This is a genomic window from Streptomyces sp. NPDC107500, from assembly GCF_055582785.1.
The window spans coordinates 202843-226956 of record NZ_JBVJPF010000009.1 but is presented as its reverse complement, the minus strand read 5'-3'; the positions used below and the strand labels follow the sequence as shown (position 1 = coordinate 226956).

The following is a 24114-nucleotide window of genomic DNA, read 5'->3' as shown; positions in this document are numbered from 1 at the left end:
TCGAGCACGTTACCCCCGAATGGTCACGGATCCGTCTCCCGGGTCGGGCATGCTGAGGCCCCGTACACGATCCGTGAGCGTGCGGATCCACAGCGTTCAGGAGGTCTTCCCATGGGCGGTGTCTCGCGTCGTGCCTTCGCGGTGGCGGCGTTGTCGGCGTTCACCATGGCGCCCGCGGCGTCGGCGGCGCCGGTCTCCGCGTCGGAACCGCCGGTGCGCCGCGCCGCCGCCGGGATGCGGGGCATGTGGCTCGCCACGGTGGCCGGCCGCGACTGGCCCACCCGCGCCGGGCTGGGCGCGGCGGAGCAGCGCGCGGAACTGGTCGAGCACCTGGACAACGCGGTCCGGCACCGGCTGAACACGGTGTTCCTCCAGGTGCGGCCGACGGCCGACGCGCTGTGGCCCTCGCCGTACGAGCCGTGGTCGCAGTACCTGTCCGGCAGCCAGGGACGCGACCCGGGCTGGGACCCGCTGGGCACGGCGGTCGAGGAGGCGCACGCCCGCGGCCTGGAACTGCACGCCTGGTTCAACCCGTACCGGGTCTCCCTGCACGACGACCCGAGCCACCTGGTCCCCGCCCACCCCGCGCGCAAGCACCCCGAGTGGGTGGTGGCGTACGGCGGGAAGCTCTACTACAACCCCGGGCTGCCCGAGGTCCGGGCCTTCGTCCAGGACGCGATGCTCGACGCGGTGGAGAAGTACGCCGTGGACGGCGTCCACTTCGACGACTACTTCTACCCCTATCCGGTCACCGGCGAGAGCTTCGACGACGGCGTGGCCTTCAGCACCTTCGGCTCCGGCTTCGGCAGCCGGGCCGACTGGCGGCGGGACAACATCGACCGGCTGGTGCGCGAGACCGCGGCACGTGTCAGGAAGGCCCGCCCGTCCGCCCGCTTCGGCGTGAGCCCCTTCGGGGTGTGGCGCAACGCGGCCACCGACGAGCGCGGCTCGGACACCCGGGCGGGCGTCCAGACGTACGACGACCTGTACGCGGACACCCGTAAATGGGTGCGCGAGGGCTGGCTCGACTACGTCGTGCCGCAGCTGTACTGGAGCATCGGCCAGAACGGCGCGGACTACGCGAAGCTGCTCCCCTGGTGGGCCGAGGTGGCCAAGGGCAGCCGGACGCAGCTGTACGTGGGCGAGGCGCTGTACAAGGCCGGGGACCCGGCACAGTCCGCCGCCTGGCAGGACCCCGCCGAGATGTCCCGGCACCTCACGCTGGCCGCCCGCCACCCGCAGGTGCGCGGACACGTCTTCTTCTCCGCCAAGGACGTGGCGGAGGACCGGGGCGGCGCGATGGCACGGCTGGCGGCGGACCACTACACGCTGCCGGCCGCCGCCCCGCGCTGAGCCGGCTGCCCGGGACCGGTGCGGGCTAGAGCTGGATCTCCCGGTGCCGGATCTCGGTGTCCGGACCGGGCGAGCACACACCCTCGTGCCCGTCCTCGAACCGGACCCGGTACGGGGGAGAGCCCTTCTCGCCCAGAACCTCGACGATCTCGCCGACCTTGTCGTGTTCACCGACCACCCGGCCGTGCTGCACCAGCTGGTCGCCCTTCATTGCGTGCATGCGTGGGGCCTCCTCGCCTGTGTGCCGCTCTCAGCCCCGGGCCCGCTGGGTGACCGCGATGCACACCAGTACCGCCGCGGCCGTCAGCGGAGCGGCCACCGTCAGGTGCTCGCCCAGGAGAAGTACCGACCACACCAGTGTGAGCAGCGGCTGGGCCAGCTGCAACTGGCTGGCCTTCGGGATCCCGATGGCCGCCATGCCCCGGTACCAGACGACCAGGCCGAGGAACTGCGAGCCCGCCGCCACCCACAGCAGACCGGCCACGCTGTGCGCCGTCAGGTGCACCGGCTCGAACGACAGGGCGATCGCGGCCATCGGCACCGTCAGCGGCAGACACAGCACCAGCGCCCAGCCGATCACGTGCCAGCCCGGCATCACCCGGGCCAGTCGGCCGCCCTCCGTGTACCCGGCCGCGCACACCAGCAGCGCCGCGAAGAGATAGGCGTCGGCCGAGGTCAGCGCCCCGCCGCTCTGCTGCACCGTGAAGGCGATCACGGCCGCCGCACCCGCCAGGGCGGCGAGCCAGAAGGTGCGCGAGGGCCGGGTGCCGATGCGCAGGGCCGAGAACAGCGCGGTCGTCAGCGGGAGGAGGCCGACCACGACGGCGGCGTGCGCGGTCGTCGACGTCTGGAGGGCGAGCGTGGTCAGGAGCGGAAAGCCCAGGACCACCCCGGCGCCGACCACCGCGAGACCGGTCCAGTGCCGCCGCTCGGGGAACGCCACGCGCAGGACGAGCAGGCAGCCCCCGGCGATCACCGCGGCCAGGATGCTGCGCACCGCGATGAGGGACCAGGGGCCGAAGCCCTCCAGGCCCCAGGCGGTGGCCGGGAAGGTGAGGGAGAAGGCGACGACGCCGAGCGCGGCCAGGAGTGTGCCGGAGGACCGGCCGCCGGTGCTCGCGGTCGGACCGCCCACTGCTATCCCTGACGGTGCGGTAGCGCTACTCTGTGCTCTCATGCAAGAGCGTAGCAGCGTTGCTGACCTGGTGAGTGAGTTGCGAGGAGAGCTGGACCGCTACTCACCCGGCGGAAAGCTCCCGTCGAGCCGAGCCCTCGTCGACCGCTTCCGGGTGAGCCCGGTGACCGTCTCCCGGGCCCTGGCGCAACTGGCGGCCGAGGGACTGGTGGTCACCCGGCCCGGCGCCGGCGTCTTCCGCGCCCGGCCGCGCCCCACGGCCGCACCCACCGGGGACACCTCCTGGCAGGAGGTCGCGCTCAGCGCCGACGGCGCCGCCGACCTCGTACCGCGCACGGTGGACGCCTCGGGAGTGCTGGTCTCGCTGGCCGCCCCGCCGCCCGGCGTCGTGGAGTTCAACGGCGGCTACCTGCACCCGTCGCTCCAGCCCGAGCGCGCGATGGCCGCGGCCCTGGCGCGGGCCGGGCGGCGGCCCGGTGCGTGGGGGCGGCCGCCGATGGAAGGGCTGCCCGAGCTGCGGGAGTGGTTCGCGCGCGGGATCGGCGGAGCCATCACGGCCGCGGAGGTGCTGATCACGGCGGGCGGGCAGTCCGCGCTGACCACCGCCCTGCGCGCCCTCACCCCGCCCGGCACCCCGGTGCTGGTCGAGTCGCCGACGTACCCCGGCATGCTGGCCATCGCCCGGGCGGCCGGACTGCGCCCGGTGCCGGTCCCCGTGGACGCCGACGGTGTCCGCCCGTCCCTGCTCGCCGACGCCTTCCGGGCCACCGGCGCCCGTGTCCTGGTCTGCCAGCCCCTCTTCCAGAACCCGACCGGTGCCGTGCTCGCCCCGGAGCGGCGCGGTGAGGTGCTGCGCATCGCGCGGGCGGCCGGCGCCTTCGTGGTGGAGGACGACTTCGTACGGCGGCTGGTGCACGAGGACGCCGGACCGCTGCCCGCGCCGCTCGCCGCCGACGACCCGGACGGCGTCGTGGTCCACGTCTGCTCGCTGACCAAGGCGACCTCGCCCAGCTTCCGGGTCAGCGCCCTGGCCGCGCGCGGGCCGGTCCTGGAGCGGCTGCGTGCCATCCAGGTCGTCGACACCTTCTTCGTGCCCCGGCCGCTCCAGGAGGCGGCGCTGGAACTGGTGGGATCACCCGCCTGGCCGCGCCACCTGCGCGCGATCGCCGCCGAGTTGAAGGACCGGCGGGACGCGATGACATCCGCGCTGCGGCTGAGCCTGCCCGAGGTGTCGCTGCCGCACATCCCGTCCGGCGGATACCACCTGTGGCTGCGCCTGCCCGACGGCACCGACGAAGTCGCGCTCACCGCGGCCGCCCTGCGCGCGGGCGTGGCGATCACCCCGGGCCGCCCCTACTTCAGCGCCGAACCCCCCGCACCCCACCTCCGGCTGAGCTTCGCGGCGGTGGCGGGCGCCGGCGAGATCGCCGAGGGCGTACGACGGCTGCGCACCGCCTGCACCAAGACGTGGGGCGGCTGACGCGGCCCGGCGGGTGGACGGCGCTCACCTTCGGGCGGTGAATGGCGTGAATCCTGGGTAGCTCCGAGTAACACCCCTTGACCTGGTCACCTCTGCCCTCCACCATCACGGCATGGCGCTTCGGGTCACGTTCGTCGCCTCCGCACGCAGCTCACCGCTGCTCGCCGAGCGCTTCGACGACGACCGGCCGCTGGACCAGGCCGGATGGGACGAGGTGCTCCGTGCCGCGGGCAGTCTGCTGCCGCTGGCCGCCGCCGAGCTGCGCTACTGCTCGCCCACGCCCCGCAGCCGCGCCACCGGAGACGCCCTCGGCTGCGCGCCGCTGGTCCAACTCGCCCTGCGGGAATGCGACATGGGCCGCTGGCGAGGACTGACGCTCGCCGAGGCCATGGCCCGCGAGCCCGCGGCGGTGGACGCCTGGCTCGCCGACCCGTGGTCGGCCCCGCACGGCGGGGAGTCGCTGCTGGTCTTCATCAGCCGGGTCGGCGGCTGGCTCGACACCCGCCCGGGCGGCGACGGCGACCGCATCGTCGCCGTCGCCGAGCCCTCCGTGATCCGGGCCGCGCTGGTCTACGCGCTGCGGGCGCCACCTGCGACGTACTGGAACCTGGACGTGCGGCCCCTCTCGACGACCACGCTCACGGGCCGGGCGGGCCGCTGGAGTCTGCGCTTCGAGGGGACGCCTCCGCAGTGGGCCGCGCATCCGGCGTTTCACGAAGATAATCCGTTGTGAGCAGCAGGTCCTTGGCCGGGCCGCCCACCCGCCACACCGTCCGCCAGCGGCCCGGGCCCTGGACGGTGAACTCGCCGCGGTAGAGGTCGGCGGCGCACGGATGGTCGGCCAGATGGCGTCCCGAGGCCAGGTCGAGGCCGTGGAAGGGGCGGCCGTCCGCGAAGCGCACGTCGGCGGTCCCCGGAGCGCTTCCCGGCGCGTAGCGCAGCGTCCGCTCCGCGGGCCGGGTCACGCCCTGCCAGGTGAAGGCGCCGGACTCCCGGCTCAGCAGCCCGCCCTCCGCCAGCGCGTCGAACGCGGTGAACCCCTCGAAGCGGCCCTCCGCGCCGCTCGCCAGGTCCCGCACCGTCCGCTCGGTGCGCCACCGGCCCGCGAGATACGCCAGCACGTCCGGCACCGGCCACAACTCGCCCATTTTCACTCGCTTTCCGGCCCCGGCCCGCTGGTTGCTGTGTGACCCATTGACGCTCTTCGGTCACCTCCCTATCTTGCCGTTCGAAGTGCTGACCAACGTCCGATATCTCGAACATCTAGTGAGAGCCGCGGAGTATCCATGTCACGCACCCGCTGGAGACTCGGTCTCAGCGTCACCGCCCTCCTGACGGCCTCGGCCCTGCTGCCGTCCCCGGTCCACGCGGAGGCCGCAGCCGACTACACGATCACCGTCGACCCGTCCGCCCGGGGCGCGACGATCGACGACACGATGTACGGCGTCTTCTACGAGGACATCAACCGGGCCGCCGACGGCGGCCTCTACGCCGAGCTGGTGCAGAACCGGTCCTTCGAGTACTCCACCGCCGACAACGACTCGTACACACCGCTCACCTCCTGGACGTCCGACGGCACGGCCCGGGTGCTGAACGACGCGGGCCGGCTCAACGAGCGCAACCGCACTTACCTCTCCCTGGGCGCCGGTTCGTCGGTCACCAACGGCGGCTACAACACCGGCATCCACGTCGAGAAGGGCGAGAAGTACGACTTCTCTGTTTGGACCCGCGCCGCCGGCGGCACCACGCTCACCGTCACCCTCCGGGACGCCGCCGGGACGCTCGCGCAGGTGCGCGAGGTGGCCGCGCGGGGCGAGTGGCGCAAGTACACCGCCACCTTCACCGCGACCCGCACCAGTGACCGCGGCAGACTCGCCGTGGCCACCGCCGAACCGGCCGCCCTCGACATGGTGTCGCTGTTCCCGCGCGACACCTACAAGCACCGGCCGAACGGCCTGCGCGCCGACCTCGCCGAGAAGATCGAGGCCCTGCACCCCGGCTTCCTGCGCTTCCCCGGCGGCTGCCTCGTCAACACCGGCTCCATGGCGGACTACAGCGAGGCGAGCGGCTGGCAGCGCGAGCGCAGCTACCAGTGGAAGGACACCATCGGCCCGGTCGAGGAGCGCGCCACCAACGCCAACTTCTGGGGCTACAACCAGAGCTACGGCCTCGGCTACTACGAGTACTTCCGCTTCGCCGAGGACATCGGCGCCATGCCACTGCCCGTCGTCCCCGCCCTGGTCACCGGCTGCGGCCAGAACCAGGCGGTCGACGACGAGGCGCTGCTGGAGCGGCACGTCCAGGACACCCTGGACCTCATCGAGTTCGCCAACGGACCCCGCACCAGTGAGTGGGGGCGCAAGCGCGCCGAGATGGGGCACCCGAAGCCCTTCGGCCTCACCCACCTGGGGGTAGGCAACGAGGAGAACCTCCCGGTCGAGTTCCTTCAGCGCTTCGAGAAGTTCCGCGCGGCCATCGAGGCGGAGTACCCGGACATCACCGTCGTCTCCAACTCCGGACCGGACGACTCCGGCAGCGTCTTCGACACGGCGTGGCGGCTGAACCGCGAGGCGGGCGTCGCCATGGTCGACGAGCACTACTACAACAGCCCGCAGTGGTTCCTCCAGAACAACGACCGCTACGACTCCTACGACCGAGGGGGCCCGAAGGTCTTCCTCGGCGAATACGCCTCCCAGGGCAACGCCTGGAAGAACGCCCTGTCCGAGGCGGCCTTCATGACCGGCCTCGAACGCAACGCGGACGTCGTCAAGCTCGCCTCCTACGCCCCGCTGCTCGCCAACGAGGACTACGTGCAGTGGAGCCCGGACATGATCTGGTTCAACAACCACGCGTCCTGGGGATCGGCGAACTACGAGGTCCAGAAGCTCTTCATGAACAACACCGGCGACCGCGTCGTCCCGTCCACGGCCACCGGCACACCGGACGTCAGCGGCCCCATCACCGGTGCCGTCGGCCTGTCGACGTGGGCGACCAGCGCGGCGTACGACGACGTGCGGGTGACCTCGCAGGACGGCCGGACCCTCCTGTCCGACGACTTCTCCGGGGGCGCGTCGCAGTGGACGCACTCGGGCGCGGGCAGCTGGACCGTCCAGGACGGCGCCTACGTCCAGACCGACACCGCGGCCGAGAACACCATGGTCACGGCCGGTGACCCCGGCTGGCAGAACTACGACCTGCACGTGAGGGCCACCAAGAAGGCCGGCAAGGAGGGCTTCCTCGTCGCCTTCGGCGTCAAGGACACCGGCAACTACTACTGGTGGAACCTGGGCGGCTGGAACAACACCCAGTCCGCCGTCGAGCAGGCCGCGGACGGCGGCAAGTCGACGCTCCTGTCGAAGGCCGGGTCGATCGAGACGGGCCGCGCCTACGACATCGACGTCAAGGTGCGGGGCCGCCAGGTGACCCTCTACCTCGACGGAGAGGAGTGGGGCAGCTTCACCGACGACAAGCCGGCCGAGCCGTTCCGCCAGGTCGTCACGGAGGACGCGCGCACCGGCGACCTGATCGTCAAGGTCGTCAACGCCCAGGACACCGCGGCCCGCACGGCCGTCGACCTCGGCACGGCGGAGGCCGCCGGCAAGGCCCGCGTCACGACCCTGGCCGCCGACCAGGACGCGGTCAACACGGAGACGACCACACCGGTCACGCCGGTGCGGTCCACGTTCTCCGGGGTGGCGAACGAGTTCGAGTACACCTTCCCGCCGAACTCGGTGACGTTCCTGCGGATCAGGCAGGGGTAGGCGGGCCACGCTCCGGGCCGGCCCCAGCGACACCCCGTCGCCGGCCCGGCCCGGTCCGGGATGATGTGCACCGTGCTGAAGAACACTGATCGGCCCGAGCCCGGACGGTACGCGCTGACCGGGACTGAAGACGGGCAGGTCTGGGGGTCTGCGGCAGGTCTTGACGACGGCCTTCCCCTTGACCTGTTCGCCGAGGTTCTCGGGGTGCTCATGGGTGGTGGTATGCGTGTCGTCCTCGCGTGAGCGATGGTCCGGTCGGGGTCATGCGCTGGATTGCATAAACGTGCAGCGAAACGTATAGTCATGCCATCAAGGATGGAGGACGTCATGGCGGTACGTGCGGCGGTGGCCGGGGCGAGTGGGTATGCGGGCGGTGAGCTGCTGCGTCTGCTGCTCGCGCACCCCGAGGTCGAGATCGGCGCCCTGACCGGCAACTCCAACGCGGGGCAGCGGCTCGGCGCGCTGCAGCCGCATCTGCTGCCGCTGGCCGACCGCGTCCTGGAGGCGACCACGCCCGAGGTGCTCGCCGGGCACGATGTCGTGTTCCTCGCGCTGCCGCACGGCCAGTCCGCCGCCGTCGCCGAGCAGCTCGGGCCGGACGTGCTCGTCGTGGACATGGGCGCCGACTTCCGCCTGAAGGACGCCGGCGACTGGGAGAGGTTCTACGACTCCCCGCACGCCGGCAGCTGGCCCTACGGCCTCCCCGAACTGCCGGGTGCCCGCGCCGCGCTGGAGGGGTCCAAGCGTGTCGCGGTGCCCGGTTGCTACCCGACCGCCGTCTCGCTGGCGCTCTTCCCGGCCTACGCCGCCGGCCTCGCCGAGCCCGAGGCCGTGATCGTCGCCGCCTCCGGCACCTCCGGCGCGGGCAAGGCGGCCAAGCCGCACCTGCTGGGCAGCGAGGTCATGGGGTCCATGTCGCCGTACGGCGTCGGGGGCCTGCACCGGCACACCCCCGAGATGATCCAGAACCTCGGCGCGGTCGCCGGTGAGCCGGTCTCCGTGTCCTTCACGCCGACCCTCGCACCGATGCCCCGCGGCATCCTCGCCACCTGCACCGCCAAGGCGAAGCCCGGCGTCACCGCCGAGTCCGTCCGCGCCGCCTACGAGAAGGCCTTCGCCGACGAGCCCTTCGTGCACCTGCTGCCCGAGGGCCAGTGGCCCGCCACCGCTTCGGTCTACGGTTCCAACGCCGTGCAGGTCCAGGTCGCGTACGACGCCGCCGCGGGCCGCGTCATCGCCATCGGAGCCATCGACAACCTGACCAAGGGCACCGCGGGCGGTGCCGTCCAGAGCATGAACATCGCCCTGGGTCTCGACGAGACCACCGGACTGACGACGATCGGAGTCGCCCCGTGAGCGTGACCGCAGCAAAGGGATTCACGGCGGCCGGAATCGCCGCCGGGATCAAGGAGAGCGGCAACCCCGACCTGGCCCTCGTGGTCAACACCGGTCCCCGCCGCGCCGCCGCGGGCGTCTTCACCTCCAACCGCGTCAAGGCCGCGCCGGTCCTGTGGTCCGAGCAGGTGCTGAAGAGCGGACAGGTGTCCGCCGTCGTCCTCAACTCGGGCGGGGCCAACGCCTGTACCGGCCCCAAGGGCTTCCAGGACACCCACGCCACCGCCGAGAAGGCCGCCGAGGTGCTCGGCACCGGCGCGGGCGAGATCGCCGTCTGCTCCACGGGACTCATCGGCGTACTGCTGCCGATGGACAAGCTGCTCCCGGGAGTCGAGGCGGCCGCCGGTCAGCTGTCCGAGCACGGCGGCGAGAAGGCCGCCATCGCCATCAAGACCACCGACACCGTGCACAAGACGTCCGTCGTGACCAAGGACGGCTGGACCGTCGGCGGCATGGCCAAGGGCGCCGGGATGCTCGCGCCGGGCCTCGCCACCATGCTCGTCGTCCTCACCACCGACGCCGACCTGGAGGCCGGCGCGCTGGACACCGCGCTGCGCGCCGCCACCCGCGTCACCTTCGACCGCGTCGACTCCGACGGCTGCATGTCCACCAACGACACCGTGCTGCTGCTGGCCTCGGGCGCCTCCGGCGTCACCCCGGCCCACGACGACTTCGCCGAGGCCGTACGGACCGTCTGCGACGACCTCGGGCAGCAGCTCATCCGGGACGCCGAGGGCGCCAGCAAGGACATCAAGGTCGAGGTCGTGAACGCCGCGACCGAGGACGACGCCGTCCTGGTCGGCCGCACCATCGCCCGCAACAACCTCCTCAAGTGCGCCATCCACGGCGAGGACCCCAACTGGGGCCGCGTGCTCTCCGCCATCGGCACCACCTCCGCCGCCTTCGAGCCCGACCGGCTGAACGTCGCCATCAACGGCGTCTGGGTCTGCAAGAACGGCGGCGTCGGCGAGGACCGCGAGCTGGTCGACATGCGCTACCGCGAGGTCCACGTCGTCGCCGACCTCGCCGCCGGCGACGCCACGGCCACCATCTGGACCAACGACCTCACCGCCGACTACGTCCACGAGAACAGCGCGTACTCCTCATGAGCACCCGTAAGCACACCGCGCTCCCCAAGGCCCAGACCCTCATCGAGGCGCTGCCCTGGCTGACCCGGCACCACGGCAAGACCGTCGTCATCAAGTTCGGTGGCAACGCCATGGTCGACGAGGACCTCAAGGCCGCCTTCGCCCAGGACGTCGTCTTCCTGCGCCACGCCGGCCTCAAGCCCGTCGTCGTGCACGGCGGCGGCCCGCAGATCAGCGCCGCCCTCGACCGGCACGGCATCGTCAGCGAGTTCAAGGCCGGCCTGCGCGTCACCACCGAGGACGCCATGGACGTCGTACGGATGGTGCTGGCCGGGCAGGTCCAGCGCGAACTGGTCGGGCTGCTCAACCAGCACGGACCGCTCGCCGTCGGCCTCACCGGCGAGGACGCCCACACCATCACCGCCACCAAGCACCAGCCCCGGATCGAGGGCGAACTCGTCGACATCGGGCGGGTCGGACAGATCACCGAGATCGACACCGGCGCCATCGAGGCGCTGCTCGCCGACGGCCGCATCCCGGTCGTCTCCTCGATCGCCCGCTCCGAGGACGACCACCATGTCTACAACGTCAATGCTGATACGGCGGCTGCGGCACTCGCTGCGGCGCTCGGCGCCGAGACTCTCATGGTCCTCACCGACGTCGAGGGCCTCTACGAGGACTGGCCGGACTCCGACGAGGTGATCAGCCGCCTCACCGCGTCCCAGCTGGAGAAACTGCTGCCCGACCTGTCCTCCGGCATGGTGCCGAAGATGGAGGGCTGCCTGCACGCCGTACGCAACGGCGTCACCACCGCCCGGGTCATCGACGGCCGGGTCCAGCACTCGATCCTGCTGGAGATCTTCACCGACGAGGGCATCGGCACGATGGTCGTGCCGGACGAACAGGGGGAGTCGTGAGCAACACCGGGGACACCGCGGGCAACGCGGAGCTGACCGAGCGCTGGCAGGGCACGCTCATGAACAACTACGGCACGCCGCGTCTGCCCCTCGTGCGCGGCGAGGGCGCCCGGCTCTGGGACGCCGACGGCAAGGAGTACCTGGACTTCGTCGGCGGCATCGCGGTCAACGCGCTCGGCCATGCCCACCCGGCGGTGGTCGAGGCCGTGAGCCGGCAGATCGCCTCCCTCGGCCACGTCTCCAACCTCTTCATCGCCGAACCGCCCGTCGCCCTCGCCGAACGGCTGCTCCAGCACTTCGGCCGCGACGGCAGGGTCTACTTCTGCAACTCCGGCGCCGAGGCCAACGAGGGCGCCTTCAAGATCGGCCGGCTCACCGGGCGGCCGCACATGGTCGCCACCGAGGGCGGCTTCCACGGCCGCACCATGGGCGCCCTGGCGCTGACCGGGCAGCCCGGCAAGCAGGAGCCGTTCCGGCCGCTGCCCGGCGACGTCACCCACGTGCCCTACGGGGACGCGCAGGCGCTCGCGGCGGCGGTCACCGAGGAGACGGCCCTGGTCGTCATCGAGCCGATCCAGGGCGAGAACGGCGTCGTCGTCCCGCCCCCCGGCTACCTCAAGGCCGCCCGCGCCATCACCGCCGCCACCGGGGCGCTGCTGGTCCTGGACGAGGTGCAGACCGGCGTCGGCCGCACCGGCCACTGGTTCGAGTACCAGGCGCACGAGGGCGTCCTGCCGGACGTCGTCACCCTCGCCAAGGGCCTCGGCGGCGGGCTGCCGCTGGGCGCGACGGTCGCCTTCGGACGCGCCGCCGAACTCCTTCAGCCGGGCCAGCACGGCACGACCTTCGGCGGCAACCCGGTCGCCTGCGCCGCCGGCCTCGCCGTCCTCGACACCATCGCGGACGAGGGTCTGCTGGACAACGTGAAGCGGCAGGGCGAGAGGATCCGCGGCGGGGTCGAGGCGCTCGGCCACCCGCTGGCCGGGCACGTCCGGGGCGCCGGACTGCTCCTGGGTATCGTGCTCACCGAGCCGCTCGCGCCCCAGGTGCAGCAGGCGGCTCAGGACGCCGGAATCCTGGTGAACGCGCCCGCCCCCGATGTCGTACGGCTGATGCCCGCGCTGAACCTCGGCGACGACGTGGTGGACGCCTTCCTCGGGGCCCTGCCCGGCATCCTTGACCAGGCCGCCCACGCGGCCCACGGGGACGGACGATCCGGAGAATGAGACGACGATGAGCCAGGCGCAGGAGCACGATCAGACGGCGGGGCCCGCCCTGCCGCAGACCCGCACCGCACGCCACCGGCGGATCGTGGACATCCTCAACCGGCAGGCGGTGCGTTCGCAGAGCCAGCTCGCGAAGCTGCTCGCCGACGACGGGCTGACCGTCACCCAGGCGACGCTCTCCCGCGATCTGGACGAGCTGAACGCGGTGAAGATCCGCAACACCGACGGCGACCTCATCTACGCGGTGCCCAGCGAGGGCGGCTTCCGCACCCCGCGGGCGCCGCTCGGCGAGTCGGCGAAGGAGGAGCGGATGCGGCGGCTCTCCGCGGAGCTGCTGATCTCCGCGGAGGCCTCGGCGAACCTCGTGGTCCTGCGCACCCCGCCGGGTGCGGCGCAGTTCCTCGCCTCGGCCATCGACCAGGCCGAACTGCACGACATCCTCGGCACCATCGCCGGCGACGACACCCTGATGCTGATCAGCCGGGAGCCGACGGGCGGGCAGGCGCTCGCCGACCACCTGCTGCGGCTGGCGCAGAACGGCCACTGAGGGGGAGCGGGACTACTCCGGGGCCAGCACCGCCGCCAGCTCGGCCAGACCGTCCACCGCCCAGTCGAAGGCGTCCGAGCCGCGCGGCGGGTCACCCACCGGGCGCCGGACGTATGCGGTGCGCATGCCCACGGCCTGGGCGCCACGCAGGTCCCAGGCGTGGGCGGCGACCATCAGCACCCGCTCCGGCGGACAGCCGGCCGCGCCGAGGGCGAGCCGGTAGACCTCCGGCGCGGGTTTGTACGCCCCGGCGTCCTCGGCCGACAGGGCCTGGTGCCAGCGCAGTCCCGCGTACGCGTTGAGGCGGAGCAGCGACCCGCGACTCGCGTTGGAGAGCCCCAGCACCGGGAAACGTTCGGCCAGGCGCGCGAGACCCGTGACGGAGTCGTCCCACGGCGGCAGGCGCCGGCCGGCGGTGGCCAGCCGCGCCACGGCGTCCACGTCGGTGAGCCCGGCATGCTCGGCGACCCGCTCCGCCGCCTCCCGGTCCAGGACCCCGGAGTCGGCGTACGGCCGCTCCTTCGCCCCGATGCGCCCGATCTCGTGCTCGACGTGCTCCTGCCACACCGTGAGCAGGTGGCCGACCGACGCCGCGTCGGCCTCGGGCACCGCCTCGCGCAACGCCGCGCGCAGTCCCCCCGGTTCGTCGACCATCGTGCCGAGCACGTCGAACACGACGGCCTCGACCTCGCTCGCCCCTGCCATGCGGCCTCCTCCACGCGTGCGGACACCTGCCCGGCGGCGCGCCGGTCACCCGTCGGCCGGGTTCAGCCCAGCCAGGCCGCCAGTCCTCCAGTACACCGCACCTCGTCCCCGGCCGTGATCAGCAGCCCCTCGACGCCGGGCAGCGACTCCAGCCACCGCAGCCCCTCCCGCGAACCCATCGCGAACGCCGCCGTCGCCCAGCAGTCCGCCCAGGTCAGCCGCGGCGCCACCACCGTCACGGACAACAGGTCGGTGACCGCCGAACGCCCGGTGCGCGGGTCGACCACATGCGCGCCCCGCTCGGCGCTGCCGGACGTCGCCACCGCCAGCTCGGCCGCCCCGGCCGCGGAGACCACGGCCGCGAGCCCGCCGGGCCGCAGCGGGTCCGACACACCGACCCGCCAGGGGCGCCGCGCCCCCGGCGACCCGAGCAACTGCACGTCCCCGCCGCCGTTGAGGCTGACCCCCGTGGCACCCGCCGCCGCGATCCGGCGGGCGGCACGCTCCACGGCCCAGCCCTTGACGATCCCGGTCGGATCGAGCCGCCCCCGGTACCGCGTGCTGAACCAGCCGTCGCTCACCCGCTCCGCCTCGGCCGCCAGCTCCAGCACCTCGGCGACCTCGGGCGCGCACGCGTCTACGGTCACCTCGTCCCGCGCCAGCCGGGAGACCTGGCTGTCGTCGCGGTAGGTGCTGAACACCTCGTCGGCCCGGCGCAGTCCGGCGACCGCCTCGTCCAACGCCGCCCGGACGGCCGACGGTTCCCCGCCGCGGACGTCGAAGGAGAAGACGGTCCCCATCGTCTCCTCCACGTGACGCACCGCGGCGGGAGCCTGTGCGGACTCGGCCACGGCGTCAGCCACCGGCCCGGTCCAGTGCCGATTGCAGGGACTGCTTGTATCCGGCGCTCGTGTAGGTGGCGCCGGAGACGGCGTCGATGTCGGCGGTGCCCGCGCTGACGGCGGCCCGGTCGAGCTTGGGCACCGCGTCGGCGGTCACCTGGTCGCTCCGTCCGCCCTTGGGCGCCTGGAGCGTCTCGGCGCCGGTGATCCGCCCGCCGCTGACGGTGACGCGCACCTGGACGGGCCCGTACTGGGTCTGCGCGACGTCACCGGTGAGCACCTGCGTGCCCTGCCCACCGCCGCCCTGCTCCTCGCCGGAGCCGGAGTCGGCACCGGAGCCCTGCCCCGTCCCGTCGCCGGAACCCTGCCCCGAGCCCGAGCCCGAGTCCTGTCCCTGGGAGGCGGCCGCGACCTTGTCCAGCGCCGACTGGAGGGACTTCACGTATCCGGCGCTGGTGTACGTGGCGCCCGAGACGGCGTCGATGTCGGCGGTGCCCGCGCTGACGGCGGCCTGGTTGAGCTTGGGCACCGCGTCGGCGGTGACCTGGTCGCTCTGCCCGCCCTTGGGCGCCTGCACGGCCTCGGCCCCGGTGATCTTCCCACCGCTCACCGTGAGCCGGACCTGCACCGGCCCGTACTGGGTGTCGGCCGCGTCTCCGGTGACCGTCCCGGACCCGGCGCCCCGGCCGCCCTGCGGCGACTGCGCGGCCGCCGGCGGTGCGGCGCCGCCCGCCGCCGAGGCGGAGCCCGGGTCCGAGGCCGGTTTCAGCGACAGCAGCAGCACGATCCCGGACACGGTCGCGGCGCCGGCGAGCACGGCACGCCGAACGGGGTGACTTTTCCTCATCTGTCCTGGACTCCTGATGTCCGTCGCTCACATCTCGAACGACTCGTGGTGGATACGGCGGGCGGGAACCCCCGCGCCGCGCAGTGCCTCGTACACCGACTGGGCGAAACCGGGCGGCCCGCACAGGAAGACGTCGTGGCTTTCGACGTCCGGGATCTTGCGGCTCAGGGTCTCCGCGGAGATGTCCGGGCGCTCCCCGTCCGGGCTGTTGACCGCGTACATCAGCCGGGCGCCGCGCTCCTCGGCGATCCCGGCCAGCTCGCCCCACAGCGCCAGCTCCTGCGTGCTGTTGGCCCGGTAGAGCAGCGTGATGTCGCCGGAGGCGCCGGGCAGCGTCTCGAACAGCGCCCGCATCGGCGTGATCCCGACCCCGCCCGCCACCAGCAGCACCTTGCCGCGGCTGCGGCGCTGGGCCGTCAGGGCGCCGTACGGGCCCTCGGCCCACACCCGGGTGCCGGGCTCCAGCTCGCGCAGCCGGGCGCTGTGGTCGCCGATCGCCTTCACGGTGATCCGCAGCATGTCCGGGCGCGGCGCCGCCGACAGCGAGTACGGGTGAGAGCTGAACCGCATCCCCGGTGCCAGGAACCGCCAGCGGAAGAACTGACCGGCCTCCGCGCCCATCCGGTGCAGCCGACGGCCGCCGATCAGCACCGACACGATGCCGGGCGTCTCCTCGATCACCGCCTCCACCCGCAACCGGTGCCGCAGGTTGAGACGCAGCGGCGTCAGCACGCGGTACCAGAGGACGAGCGCCGTCACCGACCCGTACAGCACGTACCAGACGGTCTTGGCCACCGGCTCGACCGCGAAGTCGTTGCCGGTGCTCAGCTGGTGCCAGAAGGTCAGGAACACGGCCGCGTACGTCAGCAGGTGCACGTGGTACCAGAGGTCGTACGGGATGCGCCGGCGGACCGGACCGATCGAGATCAGCCCGATGACGACCAGCAGCCCGGTGCCGATGGCGGCCTTGCCCATGTCGGGCAGCTGGTTCACGGAGTCGACCGTCTGGGCGACGATGTCACCGAGGCCCTTGCCGGCCTGCGCGGCGTAGCCCCACATGATCAGGAAGACGTGGGCGAGGACCAGGCAGAGCGTGTAGCGGCCGGTCATGGCGTGCCAGCGGGCGACCCGGTCGGAGCCCACCCGCCGCTCCAGCGCCGGCACCCGCGCCATCTGGAGCACCACCAGCGCCATCAGGTACCCGGCGAGCAGGCCGGTGATCCGGCCCGCGTTGAGGATCATGCCGGTCTGGTCCGAGATGGCGGGCGTGTTGCGCCACCACAGCCACAACACGCCCGCCGCGCCCGCCCACACGGCGAGCAGCAGGGGGACGGCGGGGGAGCGGCGCGGACGGATGCGCCGCATCGTCTGACGGCGGGCGGCACGGCCGCCGGCGAGCGTGGTGGTCACGGTTCCTCCGTGGGGACTTGACCCTTGGCCCACAGATACGCGCGGCGCCGCCCGAGCGTTCAGCCCGGTCCGGACTCCCGTCGCCGGTCAGTAGCGCGTGATCGCCGTCGCGCCGCCGGTGGTGCCGATCGCGAGGTGCGGGCGGTCGCCGGGCTCGGCCCACCGCAGGATGCGCCGCATCGCCTCGGCCGGCACCGACACGCAGCCGGCCGTCGCCCCGCGCCCGTTGACGTGCAGGAAGATGCCCGCGCCGCGGCCGCGCACGGGGCGGTGGTAGTTGAAGCCCACGACCAGGGCGTGGGCGTACTGCGCCGTGTAGGTGACCAGGTGTTCGGCCTCGGCGGCGCGGCAGTCGGCGGGGCGCGGCTCGGTCCAGCGGTTGTAGGCGCGCGAGGCGTTGTCCTGGCACCACCAGGAGTCCTGGCGGACCGGGCGGTACCGGTACGCCGTGCCGCGCGGCGCCGCCCGGATGCCGAAGGCGTACGGCAGGTCGTACAGCCCGGTCGGGGTGGTGTTCGTGCCCTGCACGCGCGTCGCCCCGGAGGTCAGCCCCCCGGCCCCGAAACGGGCGGGCGCGGAACCGGCCCGCACCCACCGGCCGTCCCCGGCGCCCCTGCGGTCCCACCAGGTGACCGTGCCCGTCGTCGAGCCGGTGCCCGGCGCGACGGCGGTGATCAGCTGGGTGCCGCCGCCGGTGTCCGCCATCCGGGCCGGCAGCGGCTGGGCGGCGGGCCCGCCGGGCGGCGCGGAACCGAGCGTGAGGAGGGACGCGGAGACGAGGACGGCTAGGACACCGGGGCGCATGGGTCAGACGGTAGAGGGGGGCAGCGGCAACGGCAGCCCGGGAAGGCCGTCCAGGCTCGTCGCGACGTGGTCCTTCTTGGTGAAATAGGCGCTGAGCGAGGCGTCGTCCTCCCGGGCGAACCGCTTGCCGTGCAGATCCCGGTCCTCCTCGTACGCCATGAAGGGGACGGCGTAGCCGCAGGTGTCGCGGACGAGTTCGGCGGTCACGACGATGATCGCGCGCAGTCCGTGGGCGGTGCTGTCGATGTCGCGGAAGTGGCCGAGGAGGCCGGGGAAGCGCGGGTCGTCGCGGAAGACGGGCTCGCCGCGGCCGTGCACCCGGACGATGTTCGGCGGGCCCTGGAACGCGCACCACATCAGGGTGATCCGCCCGTTCTCCCGCAGGTGGGCGATGGTCTCGGCGTTGGAGCCGGCGAAGTCGAGGTAGGCGACGGTGTGTTCGTCCAGCACCGCGAAGCTGCCCGTGAGGCCCTTGGGCGACAGGTTCACCGTGCCGTCGCCGGCCAGGGGAGCGGTGGCGGTGAAGAAGAGGGGCTGTGCCTCGATGAAGGCGCGGAGTCTGCCGTCTATGCGCTCATAAGTCTTTCCCATGCCTAACGATTATGCGGGAGTGGACGCGGCGCGTCCCGGCTGCCTGCGAGATTGACGAATCATGCAGTGTTCTGCATACTCATGCAAGACAGTGATCGTACGGTGAGGAGCGACCCAAGTGAGCAGCAACAGCGGTGACGTCCGGCTCTGGGGCGGCCGTTTCGCCGACGGTCCCGCCGAGGCCCTGGCGAAGCTGTCCGCGTCCGTGCACTTCGACTGGCGGCTCGCGCCCTACGACATCGCCGGTTCGCGTGCCCACGCGCGCGTGCTGCACAAGGCGGGCCTGCTCACCGAGGACGAGCTGACCCGGATGATCGACGGCCTCGACCGGCTCGAGGCCGACGTCGCCGACGGCTCCTTCACCGGCACCATCGCCGACGAGGACGTGCACACCGCCCTGGAGCGCGGCCTGCTGGAGCGCCTCGGCGCCGACCTCGGCGGCAAGCTGCGGGCCGGCCGGTCCCGCAACGACCAGGTGGCCACCCTCTTCCGGATGTACCTGCGCGACCACGCCCGGATCCTCGGCGGTCTGATCGCCGACCTCCAGGACGCGCTGATCGGCCTCGCCGAGGCCCACCCGGACGTGGCCATGCCCGGTCGCACCCACCTCCAGCACGCCCAGCCCGTGCTCTTCGCGCACCACGTCCTCGCCCACGTCCAGGCGCTCGGCCGGGACGCGGAGCGGCTGCGGCAGTGGGACGAGCGCACCGCCGTGTCCCCGTACGGGTCGGGCGCGCTGGCGGGCAGCAGCCTCGGCCTCGACCCCGAGGCGGTCGCCCGCGACCTCGGCTTCGAGCACGGCAGCGCCGGCAACTCCATCGACGGCACCGCCTCCCGCGACTTCGTCGCCGAGTTCGCCTTCGTCACCGCGATGATCGGCGTGAACGTCTCGCGGATCGCCGAGGAGATCATCATCTGGAACACGAAGGAGTTCTCTTTCGTGACGCTGCACGACGCCTTCTCCACCGGCTCGTCGATCATGCCGCAGAAGAAGAACCCGGACATCGCCGAGCTGGCCCGCGGCAAGTCCGGCCGCCTGATCGGCAACCTGACCGGCCTGATGGCGACCCTCAAGGCCCTCCCGCTCGCGTACAACCGCGACCTCCAGGAGGACAAGGAGCCGGTCTTCGATTCGATCGACCAGCTGGAGATCCTGCTCCCCGCCTTCACCGGCATGATGGCCACCCTCACCGTCCACCGCGAGCGCATGGAGGAGCTGGCCCCGGCCGGCTTCTCGCTGGCCACCGACATCGCCGAGTGGCTGGTCCGGCAGGGCGTCCCGTTCCGCGTGGCGCACGAGGTGGCCGGCGAGTGCGTGAAGGCCGCCGAGGCCGAGGGCAAGGAACTGGACGAGCTGACCGACGAGCAGTTCGCGAAGATCTCCGCCCACCTCACCCCCGAGGTCCGCTCCGTGCTCGACGTCCCCGGCGCCCTGGCCTCCCGCAACGGCCGCGGCGGCACGGCGCCCGAGGCGGTCGCCGTCCAGCTCGCCGAGGTGAAGGCGGACGTGGCCGGCCAGCACGCGTGGGCGAACGCCAAGAAGTAGCACCCGGTGTACCGGAGGGGCATCGCGGTTACGTTGGTCAGCGAGCTACAGCAGCTACGGCAAGCTCAGCAGCTTCAACAGCCGACCGAACGGAGCCCGCGATGCCCTTCGCCCGCCTGGCAGCGGCGACCACTCCCACCTGCCACATCGGTCTGGGTCTCGCCGCCGTCGGCCGACCCGGCTACATCAACCTCGGTCGCGACCACGACCTGCCGGCCGACCGTACGGTACAGGCGATGCGCGAGCGGACCCACGACCTCCTCGACGCCGCCTACGCGCAGGGCGTGCGCTACTTCGACGCGGCCCGCTCGTACGGGCGCTCGGAGGAGTTCCTGGCCGACTGGCTCCGGGAGCGCCCGGAGGCCGACGACGTGATCGTCGGCAGCAAGTGGGGGTACACCTACACCGCCGACTGGTCCACCGAGGCCGAGCGGCACGAGGTCAAGGACCACGGCGCGGCGACCTACGAACGTCAGCGCGGCGAGACCGACGCCCTGCTCGGCGACCGGCTCGACCTCTACCAGATCCACTCGCTGACCCCCGACAGTCCGGCCCTCACGGACAAGGAACTGCACGCGAAGCTGGCCGAGGCCGCCGCGGGCGGGGTCACCGTCGGCTTCTCCACGAGCGGCCCCGCCCAGGCGGAGGCGATCCGCGCCGCGCTCGCGGTGACCGTGGACGGCGAGCCCCTCTTCCGTACCGTCCAGTCGACGTACAACGCGCTGGAGACCTCCGCCGGGCCCGCGCTCGCAGAGGCGCACGAGGCCGGGCTCACCGTGATCGTCAAGGAGGGCATGGCCAACGGCCGGCTCGCCGAACCCCACGCGCCCGGCGCCCTCAAGGCCGTCGCGGAGGAGACGGCCCTGGGCTGCGACGCGGTCGCGCTCGCGCTGATCCTGCGTCAGCCGTGGGCGGGCGTGGTCCTCTCCGGGGCCGCCACCGTCAACCAGCTCGGTTCGAACCTGCACGCCGCCGTCGTCGACTTCGACGAGGACCAGGTGGCACGCCTCGGCGCGCTCGTCGAGGAACCGGGCGCCTACTGGGAGCGGCGCGGGCAGCTGCCCTGGCACTGAGCCCTTCGCACGTCCGTGACTCATCTCTGAGAGGTGAGTCACGCATGCCCAGTGTGAGACAAAGATGTCTCATGTGGGTTATCGTTGTCTCATGGCCGTTGATCGAGACCAGGTACTGCGCGACGCCGCGTCCCTGCTGACCCGCAAAGCCACCGCGACGATGGACGAGGTGGCACGGGCGGCCGGGATCAGCCGGGCCACGCTGCACCGGCACTTCGCCGGGCGCGACGCGCTGGTCCGGGCGCTTGAGGCGCTCGGCATCGCCGAGTGCGAGGCCGCCCTGGCGGCGGCCCGCCTCGACGAGGGAGCGGCCGCCGACGCGGTCCGCCGGCTCGTCGGCGAGATAGAGCCCGCCGCCGGTCTGATCGCGTTCCTCTACACCGAGAACCAGCTGTTCGAGGGCGAGGAGCAGAACGAGGGCTGGGCGCGCGTCGACGCCCGGCTGGCCGCGCTGTTCCGCCGGGGTCAGGAGAGCGGCGAGTTCCGCATCGACCTCACCCCGGCCTGGCTCACCGAGGCGCTCTACGGCCTGATCGGCGCCGGCGCCTGGGCCGTGACCGAGGGCCGCGTGGCCCGCAACGACTTCACCCACATGATCGTCGAGCTGCTGCTCGGCGGCGCACTCCGGAGAGAGGGATCATGACCCGCACCCTGCAGTCGGCACACACGACCGAGGCGGTGAAGCGCCCCGGCCGCTGGCTGGCGCTGTCCGTCCTCGTGCTGGCCGTGCTGCTGGTGGCCGTCGACGCGACCGTGCTCGGTCTCGCGACCCCCTACATCAGTGAGGACCTCGCCCCGTCCGGCACCCAGCTGCTCTGGATCGGCGACGTCTACTCCTTCGTCATCGCCGGTCTGCTCGTCTCCATGGGCAGCCTCGGCGACCGCATCGGCCGCAAGCGGATCCTGCTCGTGGGCGCCACGGCGTTCGGCGCGATATCCGTGCTCAACGCCTACGCGCACACGCCCGAGCTGATGATCCTCGCCCGGGCGCTGCTCGGCGTCGCGGGCGCCACCCTGATGCCCGCCACCCTCGCCCTGATCCGGAACCTCTTCCACGACCCGCGCGAACGCAGCCTCGCCGTCGGCATCTGGGGCGCCACCGCCTCCGCCGGTACGGCGGTCGGCCCGATCGTCGGCGGGTTCCTGCTGGAGCACTTCTGGTGGGGCTCGGTCTTCCTGATCAACCTGCCCGTGATGGCCGTCCTGGTCGTCGTCGGCGCCAAGCTGCTGCCCGAGTCCCGCAACCCCGCCCCCGGACCGTGGGACCTGCTGAGCGTCACCCTCTCCCTGGTCGGCATGGTCGGTGTGGTGTACGCCGTCAAGGAGGCCGCCGCGCACGGGTTCGCGTGGGCCACGCTCGCCGCGGGCCTGCTGGGCGCCGCCGCGCTCTACGGTTTCGTGCGCCGCCAGCTGACGATGCCGAAGCCGCTGCTCGACATGCGGCTGTTCCGCAGCCGGGGCTTCAGCGGGGCGGTCCTGGCCGACCTGCTGACCATCCTGGGCCTGTCGGGGCTGGTCTTCTTCCTCTCCCAGTATCTGCAACTCGTCCAGGGCAGGCGGCCCTTCGAGGCGGGACTGGCCGAGCTGCCGGCCGCCGTCGGCGCGGTGGTGGCGGGCCTGATCGCGGGCCGCGCGGCCCGGCGCTTCTCGGTCCGTGCCGTGGTCGCGGGCGGGCTCGCCGCCGTCGGCCTCGCGCTCGCCGCGCTGACCGTCATCGGGCAGAACACCGGATACCCGCTGCTCGGCGCGGCCCTGCTGGTCGTCGGCGTCGGCGCCGGGTTCTCGTTCACGGTGACCGCCGACGTGATCCTTTCCAGCGTGCCCAAGGAACAGGCGGGCGCCGCCTCCGCGGTCTCCGAGACGGCGTACGAACTCGGCGCCGCGCTCGGCATCGCGGTGCTCGGCTCCATCGTGACCGGCGTCTACCGCGACTTCACCGGTCCGGCGGGCACTCCGGCGGCGGCACACGAGTCACTGGGCGGCGCGGTGGAGGCCGCCGCGGGTCTCCCCGCCGACACGGCCGGGGCGCTCCTGGACTCCGCCCGCCAGGCCTTCGTCGACGGCCTGACCCTCGCGGCCGGCGTCGGCGCCGCGGTCCTCCTGGCCGCCGCGGTGGCCTCCTGGTTCCTGCTCAGGGGCCAGCGCCTGGAGGACGGTGTGGAACACCCGTAGCCCCCGGCACGGACACACGAACGGCGAGCCACACCCCGGGGTGCGGCTCGCCATTCGTGTGTGTGCGTCCGCTGTCCGTGGGTCCGCGGGGCCTGCCGTCCCTGGCACGGTTGCCGTCCATGCCGGCCGTCCGCGATTCGGGGACCCGCCGCCGTGGCTTGGGCGGGTCCGGCGCGTGCGGTCGCGCGGCGCGCTGTCCGCGGTTCTCGCCGCCGATGGCGCGGTCAGCCGCGCGCTTCTTGGGCGGCCCACCTCCTCCGTGGCGGAGCGACCCGGCCTCTGCGAGGCTCCAGCCGTGCCCGGTGGAGGACGGCGTCGTCGAGGGCGGCCGGCCCACCCGGCGCACGCCGGCGAGGGGCGTGCCGTCCTCCCCGCCGGACCGCCGGAGGCCTACGCCGCCTTGGCCTTGCTCGCGTACATGTCCACGTACTCCTGGCCCGACAGCCGCATGACCTCGGTCATCACGGAGTCGGTCACGGCGCGCAGGACGTAGCGGTCGCGGTCCATGCCCTCGTAGCGGGAGAACTCCATCGCCTCGCCGAAGCGGACCGTGACCTTGCCCGGCCGGGGCAGCCCCGCGCCGCCCGGCTGGAGCTTGTCGGTGCCGATCACGGCGAAGGGGACGACGGGCGCGCCGGTCATCAGCGTCAGCCGGGCGATGCCGGTGCGGCCGCGGTAGAGCCGGCCGTCGGGGGAGCGAGTGCCCTCCGGGTAGATACCGAAGACCTTGCCCTCCTCCAGGATGCGGCGGCCGGTCATCAGCGCCGCGACCCCGCCCCGGCCGCCGTCCCGGTCGACCGGAACCATGCCGACGCCGGTGAAGAACCAGGCCATCAGCCGCCCCTTGACCCCCTTGCCGGTGACGTACTCGTCCTTGCCGATGAAGAAGACCTGCCGGTCGCAGTTGAGCGGCATGATCACCGAGTCGATGAACGTGAGGTGGTTGCCGGCCAGGATCACCGGACCGTCGCCCGGGATGTTCTCCACGCCCTCCACCCGTGGGCGGAACATCAGGCGCATGATCGGGCCGAGCACTGCCTTGATGAGCGCGAAGCGGGACAACGGGTCCTCCGGTGTCGGGGATGCGGTATGAGTCTGTGCAGGTGAGGACATTACTCGCGGCCCAGGGGGTCACGCACCTCGGGTCACCCGGGTCTTACGCGCTGTTGACGCGTGTTCACCTGCGGTGCCGTCGTGTTGCGCGGCGGTAACGTCCTCGTGC

General features: G+C 72.7%; 24 protein-coding genes. 14 read left to right on the top strand and 10 right to left on the bottom strand.

All coding sequences use genetic code 11. The features are described from left to right. The first annotated feature begins 111 nt into the window (after positions 1–111). On the top strand, positions 112–1353 hold the full coding sequence (locus tag ACZ67M_RS32990; protein WP_450733614.1) for a glycoside hydrolase family 10-like protein: 1242 nt from the start codon (positions 112–114) through the stop codon (positions 1351–1353). Positions 1354–1378: 25 nt separating this feature from the next. On the opposite strand, the gene ACZ67M_RS32985 is transcribed toward ACZ67M_RS32990, so the two are convergent. Together ACZ67M_RS32985 and ACZ67M_RS32980 are read right to left on the bottom strand one after the other, a co-directional pair. Then, the gene (locus tag ACZ67M_RS32985; RefSeq protein WP_122617272.1) at positions 1379–1573 is read right to left on the bottom strand and encodes a DUF1918 domain-containing protein; all 195 of its coding nucleotides are present in this window, start codon (positions 1571–1573) and stop codon (positions 1379–1381) included. A gap of 30 nt (positions 1574–1603) precedes the next feature. Beyond that, complete coding sequence (locus tag ACZ67M_RS32980) at positions 1604–2530, bottom strand: DMT family transporter (protein ID WP_469853861.1); 927 nt, start codon at positions 2528–2530, stop codon at positions 1604–1606. Here ACZ67M_RS32980 and ACZ67M_RS32975 point away from each other — a divergent pair. Both ACZ67M_RS32975 and ACZ67M_RS32970 read left to right on the top strand, forming a co-directional pair. Then, positions 2529–3968, top strand: coding sequence for an aminotransferase-like domain-containing protein (locus tag ACZ67M_RS32975; RefSeq protein ID WP_469853860.1), 1440 nt, complete (start codon positions 2529–2531; stop codon positions 3966–3968). The genes ACZ67M_RS32980 and ACZ67M_RS32975 overlap by 2 nt on opposite strands. Positions 3969–4080: 112 nt before the next feature. Continuing rightward, a complete protein-coding gene (locus tag ACZ67M_RS32970) occupies positions 4081–4701 on the top strand; it encodes a histidine phosphatase family protein (protein ID WP_361360759.1) in 621 nt (206 codons plus the stop codon). On the opposite strand, the gene ACZ67M_RS32965 is transcribed toward ACZ67M_RS32970, so the two are convergent. After that, positions 4607–5116, bottom strand: a complete 510-nt coding sequence (locus ACZ67M_RS32965) for a DUF6314 family protein (protein ID WP_469853859.1) — start codon at positions 5114–5116, stop codon at positions 4607–4609. The genes ACZ67M_RS32970 and ACZ67M_RS32965 overlap by 95 nt on opposite strands. Before the next feature lie 138 nt (positions 5117–5254). On the opposite strand from ACZ67M_RS32965, the gene ACZ67M_RS32960 reads away from it, so the two are divergent. The 7 genes from ACZ67M_RS32960 to ACZ67M_RS32930 all read left to right on the top strand — a co-directional run bounded on the left by ACZ67M_RS32960 (position 5255) and on the right by ACZ67M_RS32930 (position 12902). Continuing rightward, a complete protein-coding gene (locus ACZ67M_RS32960) occupies positions 5255–7729 on the top strand; it encodes an alpha-L-arabinofuranosidase C-terminal domain-containing protein (protein ID WP_469853858.1) in 2475 nt (824 codons plus the stop codon). Between the two features lie 72 nt (positions 7730–7801). Continuing rightward, complete coding sequence (locus ACZ67M_RS32955) at positions 7802–7972, top strand: hypothetical protein (RefSeq protein WP_469853857.1); 171 nt, start codon at positions 7802–7804, stop codon at positions 7970–7972. An 84-nt stretch (positions 7973–8056) separates the two neighbouring features. Next, complete coding sequence (argC, locus tag ACZ67M_RS32950; protein WP_469853856.1) at positions 8057–9085, top strand: N-acetyl-gamma-glutamyl-phosphate reductase; 1029 nt, start codon at positions 8057–8059, stop codon at positions 9083–9085. After that, on the top strand, positions 9082–10233 hold the full coding sequence (gene argJ / locus ACZ67M_RS32945; RefSeq protein ID WP_453438665.1) for a bifunctional glutamate N-acetyltransferase/amino-acid acetyltransferase ArgJ: 1152 nt from the start codon (positions 9082–9084) through the stop codon (positions 10231–10233). Before argC ends, argJ begins: the two co-directional genes overlap by 4 nt. Further along, on the top strand, positions 10230–11129 hold the full coding sequence (gene argB, locus ACZ67M_RS32940) for an acetylglutamate kinase (protein ID WP_361360771.1): 900 nt from the start codon (positions 10230–10232) through the stop codon (positions 11127–11129). Before argJ ends, argB begins: the two co-directional genes overlap by 4 nt. Then, positions 11126–12355, top strand: a complete 1230-nt coding sequence (locus ACZ67M_RS32935; protein ID WP_385797091.1) for an acetylornithine transaminase — start codon at positions 11126–11128, stop codon at positions 12353–12355. Before argB ends, ACZ67M_RS32935 begins: the two co-directional genes overlap by 4 nt. Positions 12356–12362: 7 nt before the next feature. After that, positions 12363–12902 carry an arginine repressor gene (locus tag ACZ67M_RS32930; protein WP_064726981.1) on the top strand — a complete coding sequence of 180 codons (540 nt, stop codon included), beginning with the start codon at positions 12363–12365 and terminating at the stop codon, positions 12900–12902. Between the two features lie 12 nt (positions 12903–12914). Here ACZ67M_RS32930 and ACZ67M_RS32925 read toward each other — a convergent pair whose 3' ends face one another. From ACZ67M_RS32925 to ACZ67M_RS32900, 6 genes are all read right to left on the bottom strand, one after another. Then, positions 12915–13607, bottom strand: a complete 693-nt coding sequence (locus tag ACZ67M_RS32925) for a haloacid dehalogenase type II (protein WP_469853855.1) — start codon at positions 13605–13607, stop codon at positions 12915–12917. A gap of 62 nt (positions 13608–13669) precedes the next feature. Next, positions 13670–14407 (bottom strand): FAD:protein FMN transferase, encoded by a 738-nt coding sequence (locus ACZ67M_RS32920; RefSeq protein ID WP_392014483.1) that lies wholly within the window; start codon positions 14405–14407, stop codon positions 13670–13672. A 55-nt stretch (positions 14408–14462) separates the two neighbouring features. Beyond that, entirely contained in the window at positions 14463–15296 is an 834-nt protein-coding gene (locus ACZ67M_RS32915; RefSeq protein WP_392239270.1) for an FMN-binding protein, read from the bottom strand. A 27-nt stretch (positions 15297–15323) separates the two neighbouring features. After that, positions 15324–16706 carry a ferredoxin reductase family protein gene (locus ACZ67M_RS32910; RefSeq protein WP_361360779.1) on the bottom strand — a complete coding sequence of 461 codons (1383 nt, stop codon included), beginning with the start codon at positions 16704–16706 and terminating at the stop codon, positions 15324–15326. A gap of 87 nt (positions 16707–16793) precedes the next feature. Beyond that, positions 16794–17510 carry a L,D-transpeptidase family protein gene (locus ACZ67M_RS32905; RefSeq protein WP_392014213.1) on the bottom strand — a complete coding sequence of 239 codons (717 nt, stop codon included), beginning with the start codon at positions 17508–17510 and terminating at the stop codon, positions 16794–16796. Positions 17511–17513: 3 nt separating this feature from the next. Then, positions 17514–18101, bottom strand: coding sequence for a pyridoxamine 5'-phosphate oxidase family protein (locus ACZ67M_RS32900; RefSeq protein ID WP_469853854.1), 588 nt, complete (start codon positions 18099–18101; stop codon positions 17514–17516). Between the two features lie 118 nt (positions 18102–18219). Here ACZ67M_RS32900 and argH point away from each other — a divergent pair, with 118 nt between their 5' ends. The 4 genes from argH to ACZ67M_RS32880 all read left to right on the top strand — a co-directional run bounded on the left by argH (position 18220) and on the right by ACZ67M_RS32880 (position 22892). Continuing rightward, the gene (argH, locus tag ACZ67M_RS32895; RefSeq protein WP_392014216.1) at positions 18220–19647 is read left to right on the top strand and encodes an argininosuccinate lyase; all 1428 of its coding nucleotides are present in this window, start codon (positions 18220–18222) and stop codon (positions 19645–19647) included. 101 nt (positions 19648–19748) lie between these two features. Next, positions 19749–20720: an aldo/keto reductase gene (locus ACZ67M_RS32890; protein WP_361360787.1), complete on the top strand. Its 972-nt coding sequence runs from the start codon at positions 19749–19751 to the stop codon at positions 20718–20720. Positions 20721–20811: 91 nt separating this feature from the next. Next, the gene (locus ACZ67M_RS32885; protein ID WP_360888111.1) at positions 20812–21363 is read left to right on the top strand and encodes a TetR/AcrR family transcriptional regulator; all 552 of its coding nucleotides are present in this window, start codon (positions 20812–20814) and stop codon (positions 21361–21363) included. Then, complete coding sequence (locus ACZ67M_RS32880) at positions 21360–22892, top strand: MFS transporter (RefSeq protein WP_392014219.1); 1533 nt, start codon at positions 21360–21362, stop codon at positions 22890–22892. The genes ACZ67M_RS32885 and ACZ67M_RS32880 overlap by 4 nt, the downstream gene beginning before the upstream one ends. Positions 22893–23282: 390 nt before the next feature. Here ACZ67M_RS32880 and ACZ67M_RS32875 read toward each other — a convergent pair whose 3' ends face one another. After that, positions 23283–23954 (bottom strand): lysophospholipid acyltransferase family protein, encoded by a 672-nt coding sequence (locus ACZ67M_RS32875; protein ID WP_469853853.1) that lies wholly within the window; start codon positions 23952–23954, stop codon positions 23283–23285. Between the last annotated feature and the right edge of the window lie 160 nt (positions 23955–24114).

What these genes read in the sequence shown, in the direction of transcription:
- ACZ67M_RS32985 (WP_122617272.1), bottom strand. Translation starts at nt 1,573, where the DNA reads ATGCACGCAATGAAGGGCGACCAGCTGGTGCAGCACGGCCGGGTGGTC.
- ACZ67M_RS32990 (WP_450733614.1), top strand. Translation starts at nt 112, where the DNA reads ATGGGCGGTGTCTCGCGTCGTGCCTTCGCGGTGGCGGCGTTGTCGGCG.
- ACZ67M_RS32925 (WP_469853855.1), bottom strand. Translation starts at nt 13,607, where the DNA reads ATGGCAGGGGCGAGCGAGGTCGAGGCCGTCGTGTTCGACGTGCTCGGC.
- argB (WP_361360771.1), top strand. Translation starts at nt 10,230, where the DNA reads ATGAGCACCCGTAAGCACACCGCGCTCCCCAAGGCCCAGACCCTCATC.
- ACZ67M_RS32905 (WP_392014213.1), bottom strand. Translation starts at nt 17,510, where the DNA reads ATGCGCCCCGGTGTCCTAGCCGTCCTCGTCTCCGCGTCCCTCCTCACG.
- ACZ67M_RS32880 (WP_392014219.1), top strand. Translation starts at nt 21,360, where the DNA reads ATGACCCGCACCCTGCAGTCGGCACACACGACCGAGGCGGTGAAGCGC.
- ACZ67M_RS32960 (WP_469853858.1), top strand. Translation starts at nt 5,255, where the DNA reads ATGTCACGCACCCGCTGGAGACTCGGTCTCAGCGTCACCGCCCTCCTG.
- ACZ67M_RS32980 (WP_469853861.1), bottom strand. Translation starts at nt 2,530, where the DNA reads ATGAGAGCACAGAGTAGCGCTACCGCACCGTCAGGGATAGCAGTGGGC.
- ACZ67M_RS32930 (WP_064726981.1), top strand. Translation starts at nt 12,363, where the DNA reads ATGAGCCAGGCGCAGGAGCACGATCAGACGGCGGGGCCCGCCCTGCCG.
- ACZ67M_RS32975 (WP_469853860.1), top strand. Translation starts at nt 2,529, where the DNA reads ATGCAAGAGCGTAGCAGCGTTGCTGACCTGGTGAGTGAGTTGCGAGGA.
- argC (WP_469853856.1), top strand. Translation starts at nt 8,057, where the DNA reads ATGGCGGTACGTGCGGCGGTGGCCGGGGCGAGTGGGTATGCGGGCGGT.
- ACZ67M_RS32965 (WP_469853859.1), bottom strand. Translation starts at nt 5,116, where the DNA reads ATGGGCGAGTTGTGGCCGGTGCCGGACGTGCTGGCGTATCTCGCGGGC.
- ACZ67M_RS32900 (WP_469853854.1), bottom strand. Translation starts at nt 18,101, where the DNA reads ATGGGAAAGACTTATGAGCGCATAGACGGCAGACTCCGCGCCTTCATC.
- ACZ67M_RS32890 (WP_361360787.1), top strand. Translation starts at nt 19,749, where the DNA reads ATGCCCTTCGCCCGCCTGGCAGCGGCGACCACTCCCACCTGCCACATC.
- ACZ67M_RS32915 (WP_392239270.1), bottom strand. Translation starts at nt 15,296, where the DNA reads ATGAGGAAAAGTCACCCCGTTCGGCGTGCCGTGCTCGCCGGCGCCGCG.
- ACZ67M_RS32885 (WP_360888111.1), top strand. Translation starts at nt 20,812, where the DNA reads ATGGCCGTTGATCGAGACCAGGTACTGCGCGACGCCGCGTCCCTGCTG.
- ACZ67M_RS32920 (WP_392014483.1), bottom strand. Translation starts at nt 14,407, where the DNA reads ATGGGGACCGTCTTCTCCTTCGACGTCCGCGGCGGGGAACCGTCGGCC.
- ACZ67M_RS32970 (WP_361360759.1), top strand. Translation starts at nt 4,081, where the DNA reads ATGGCGCTTCGGGTCACGTTCGTCGCCTCCGCACGCAGCTCACCGCTG.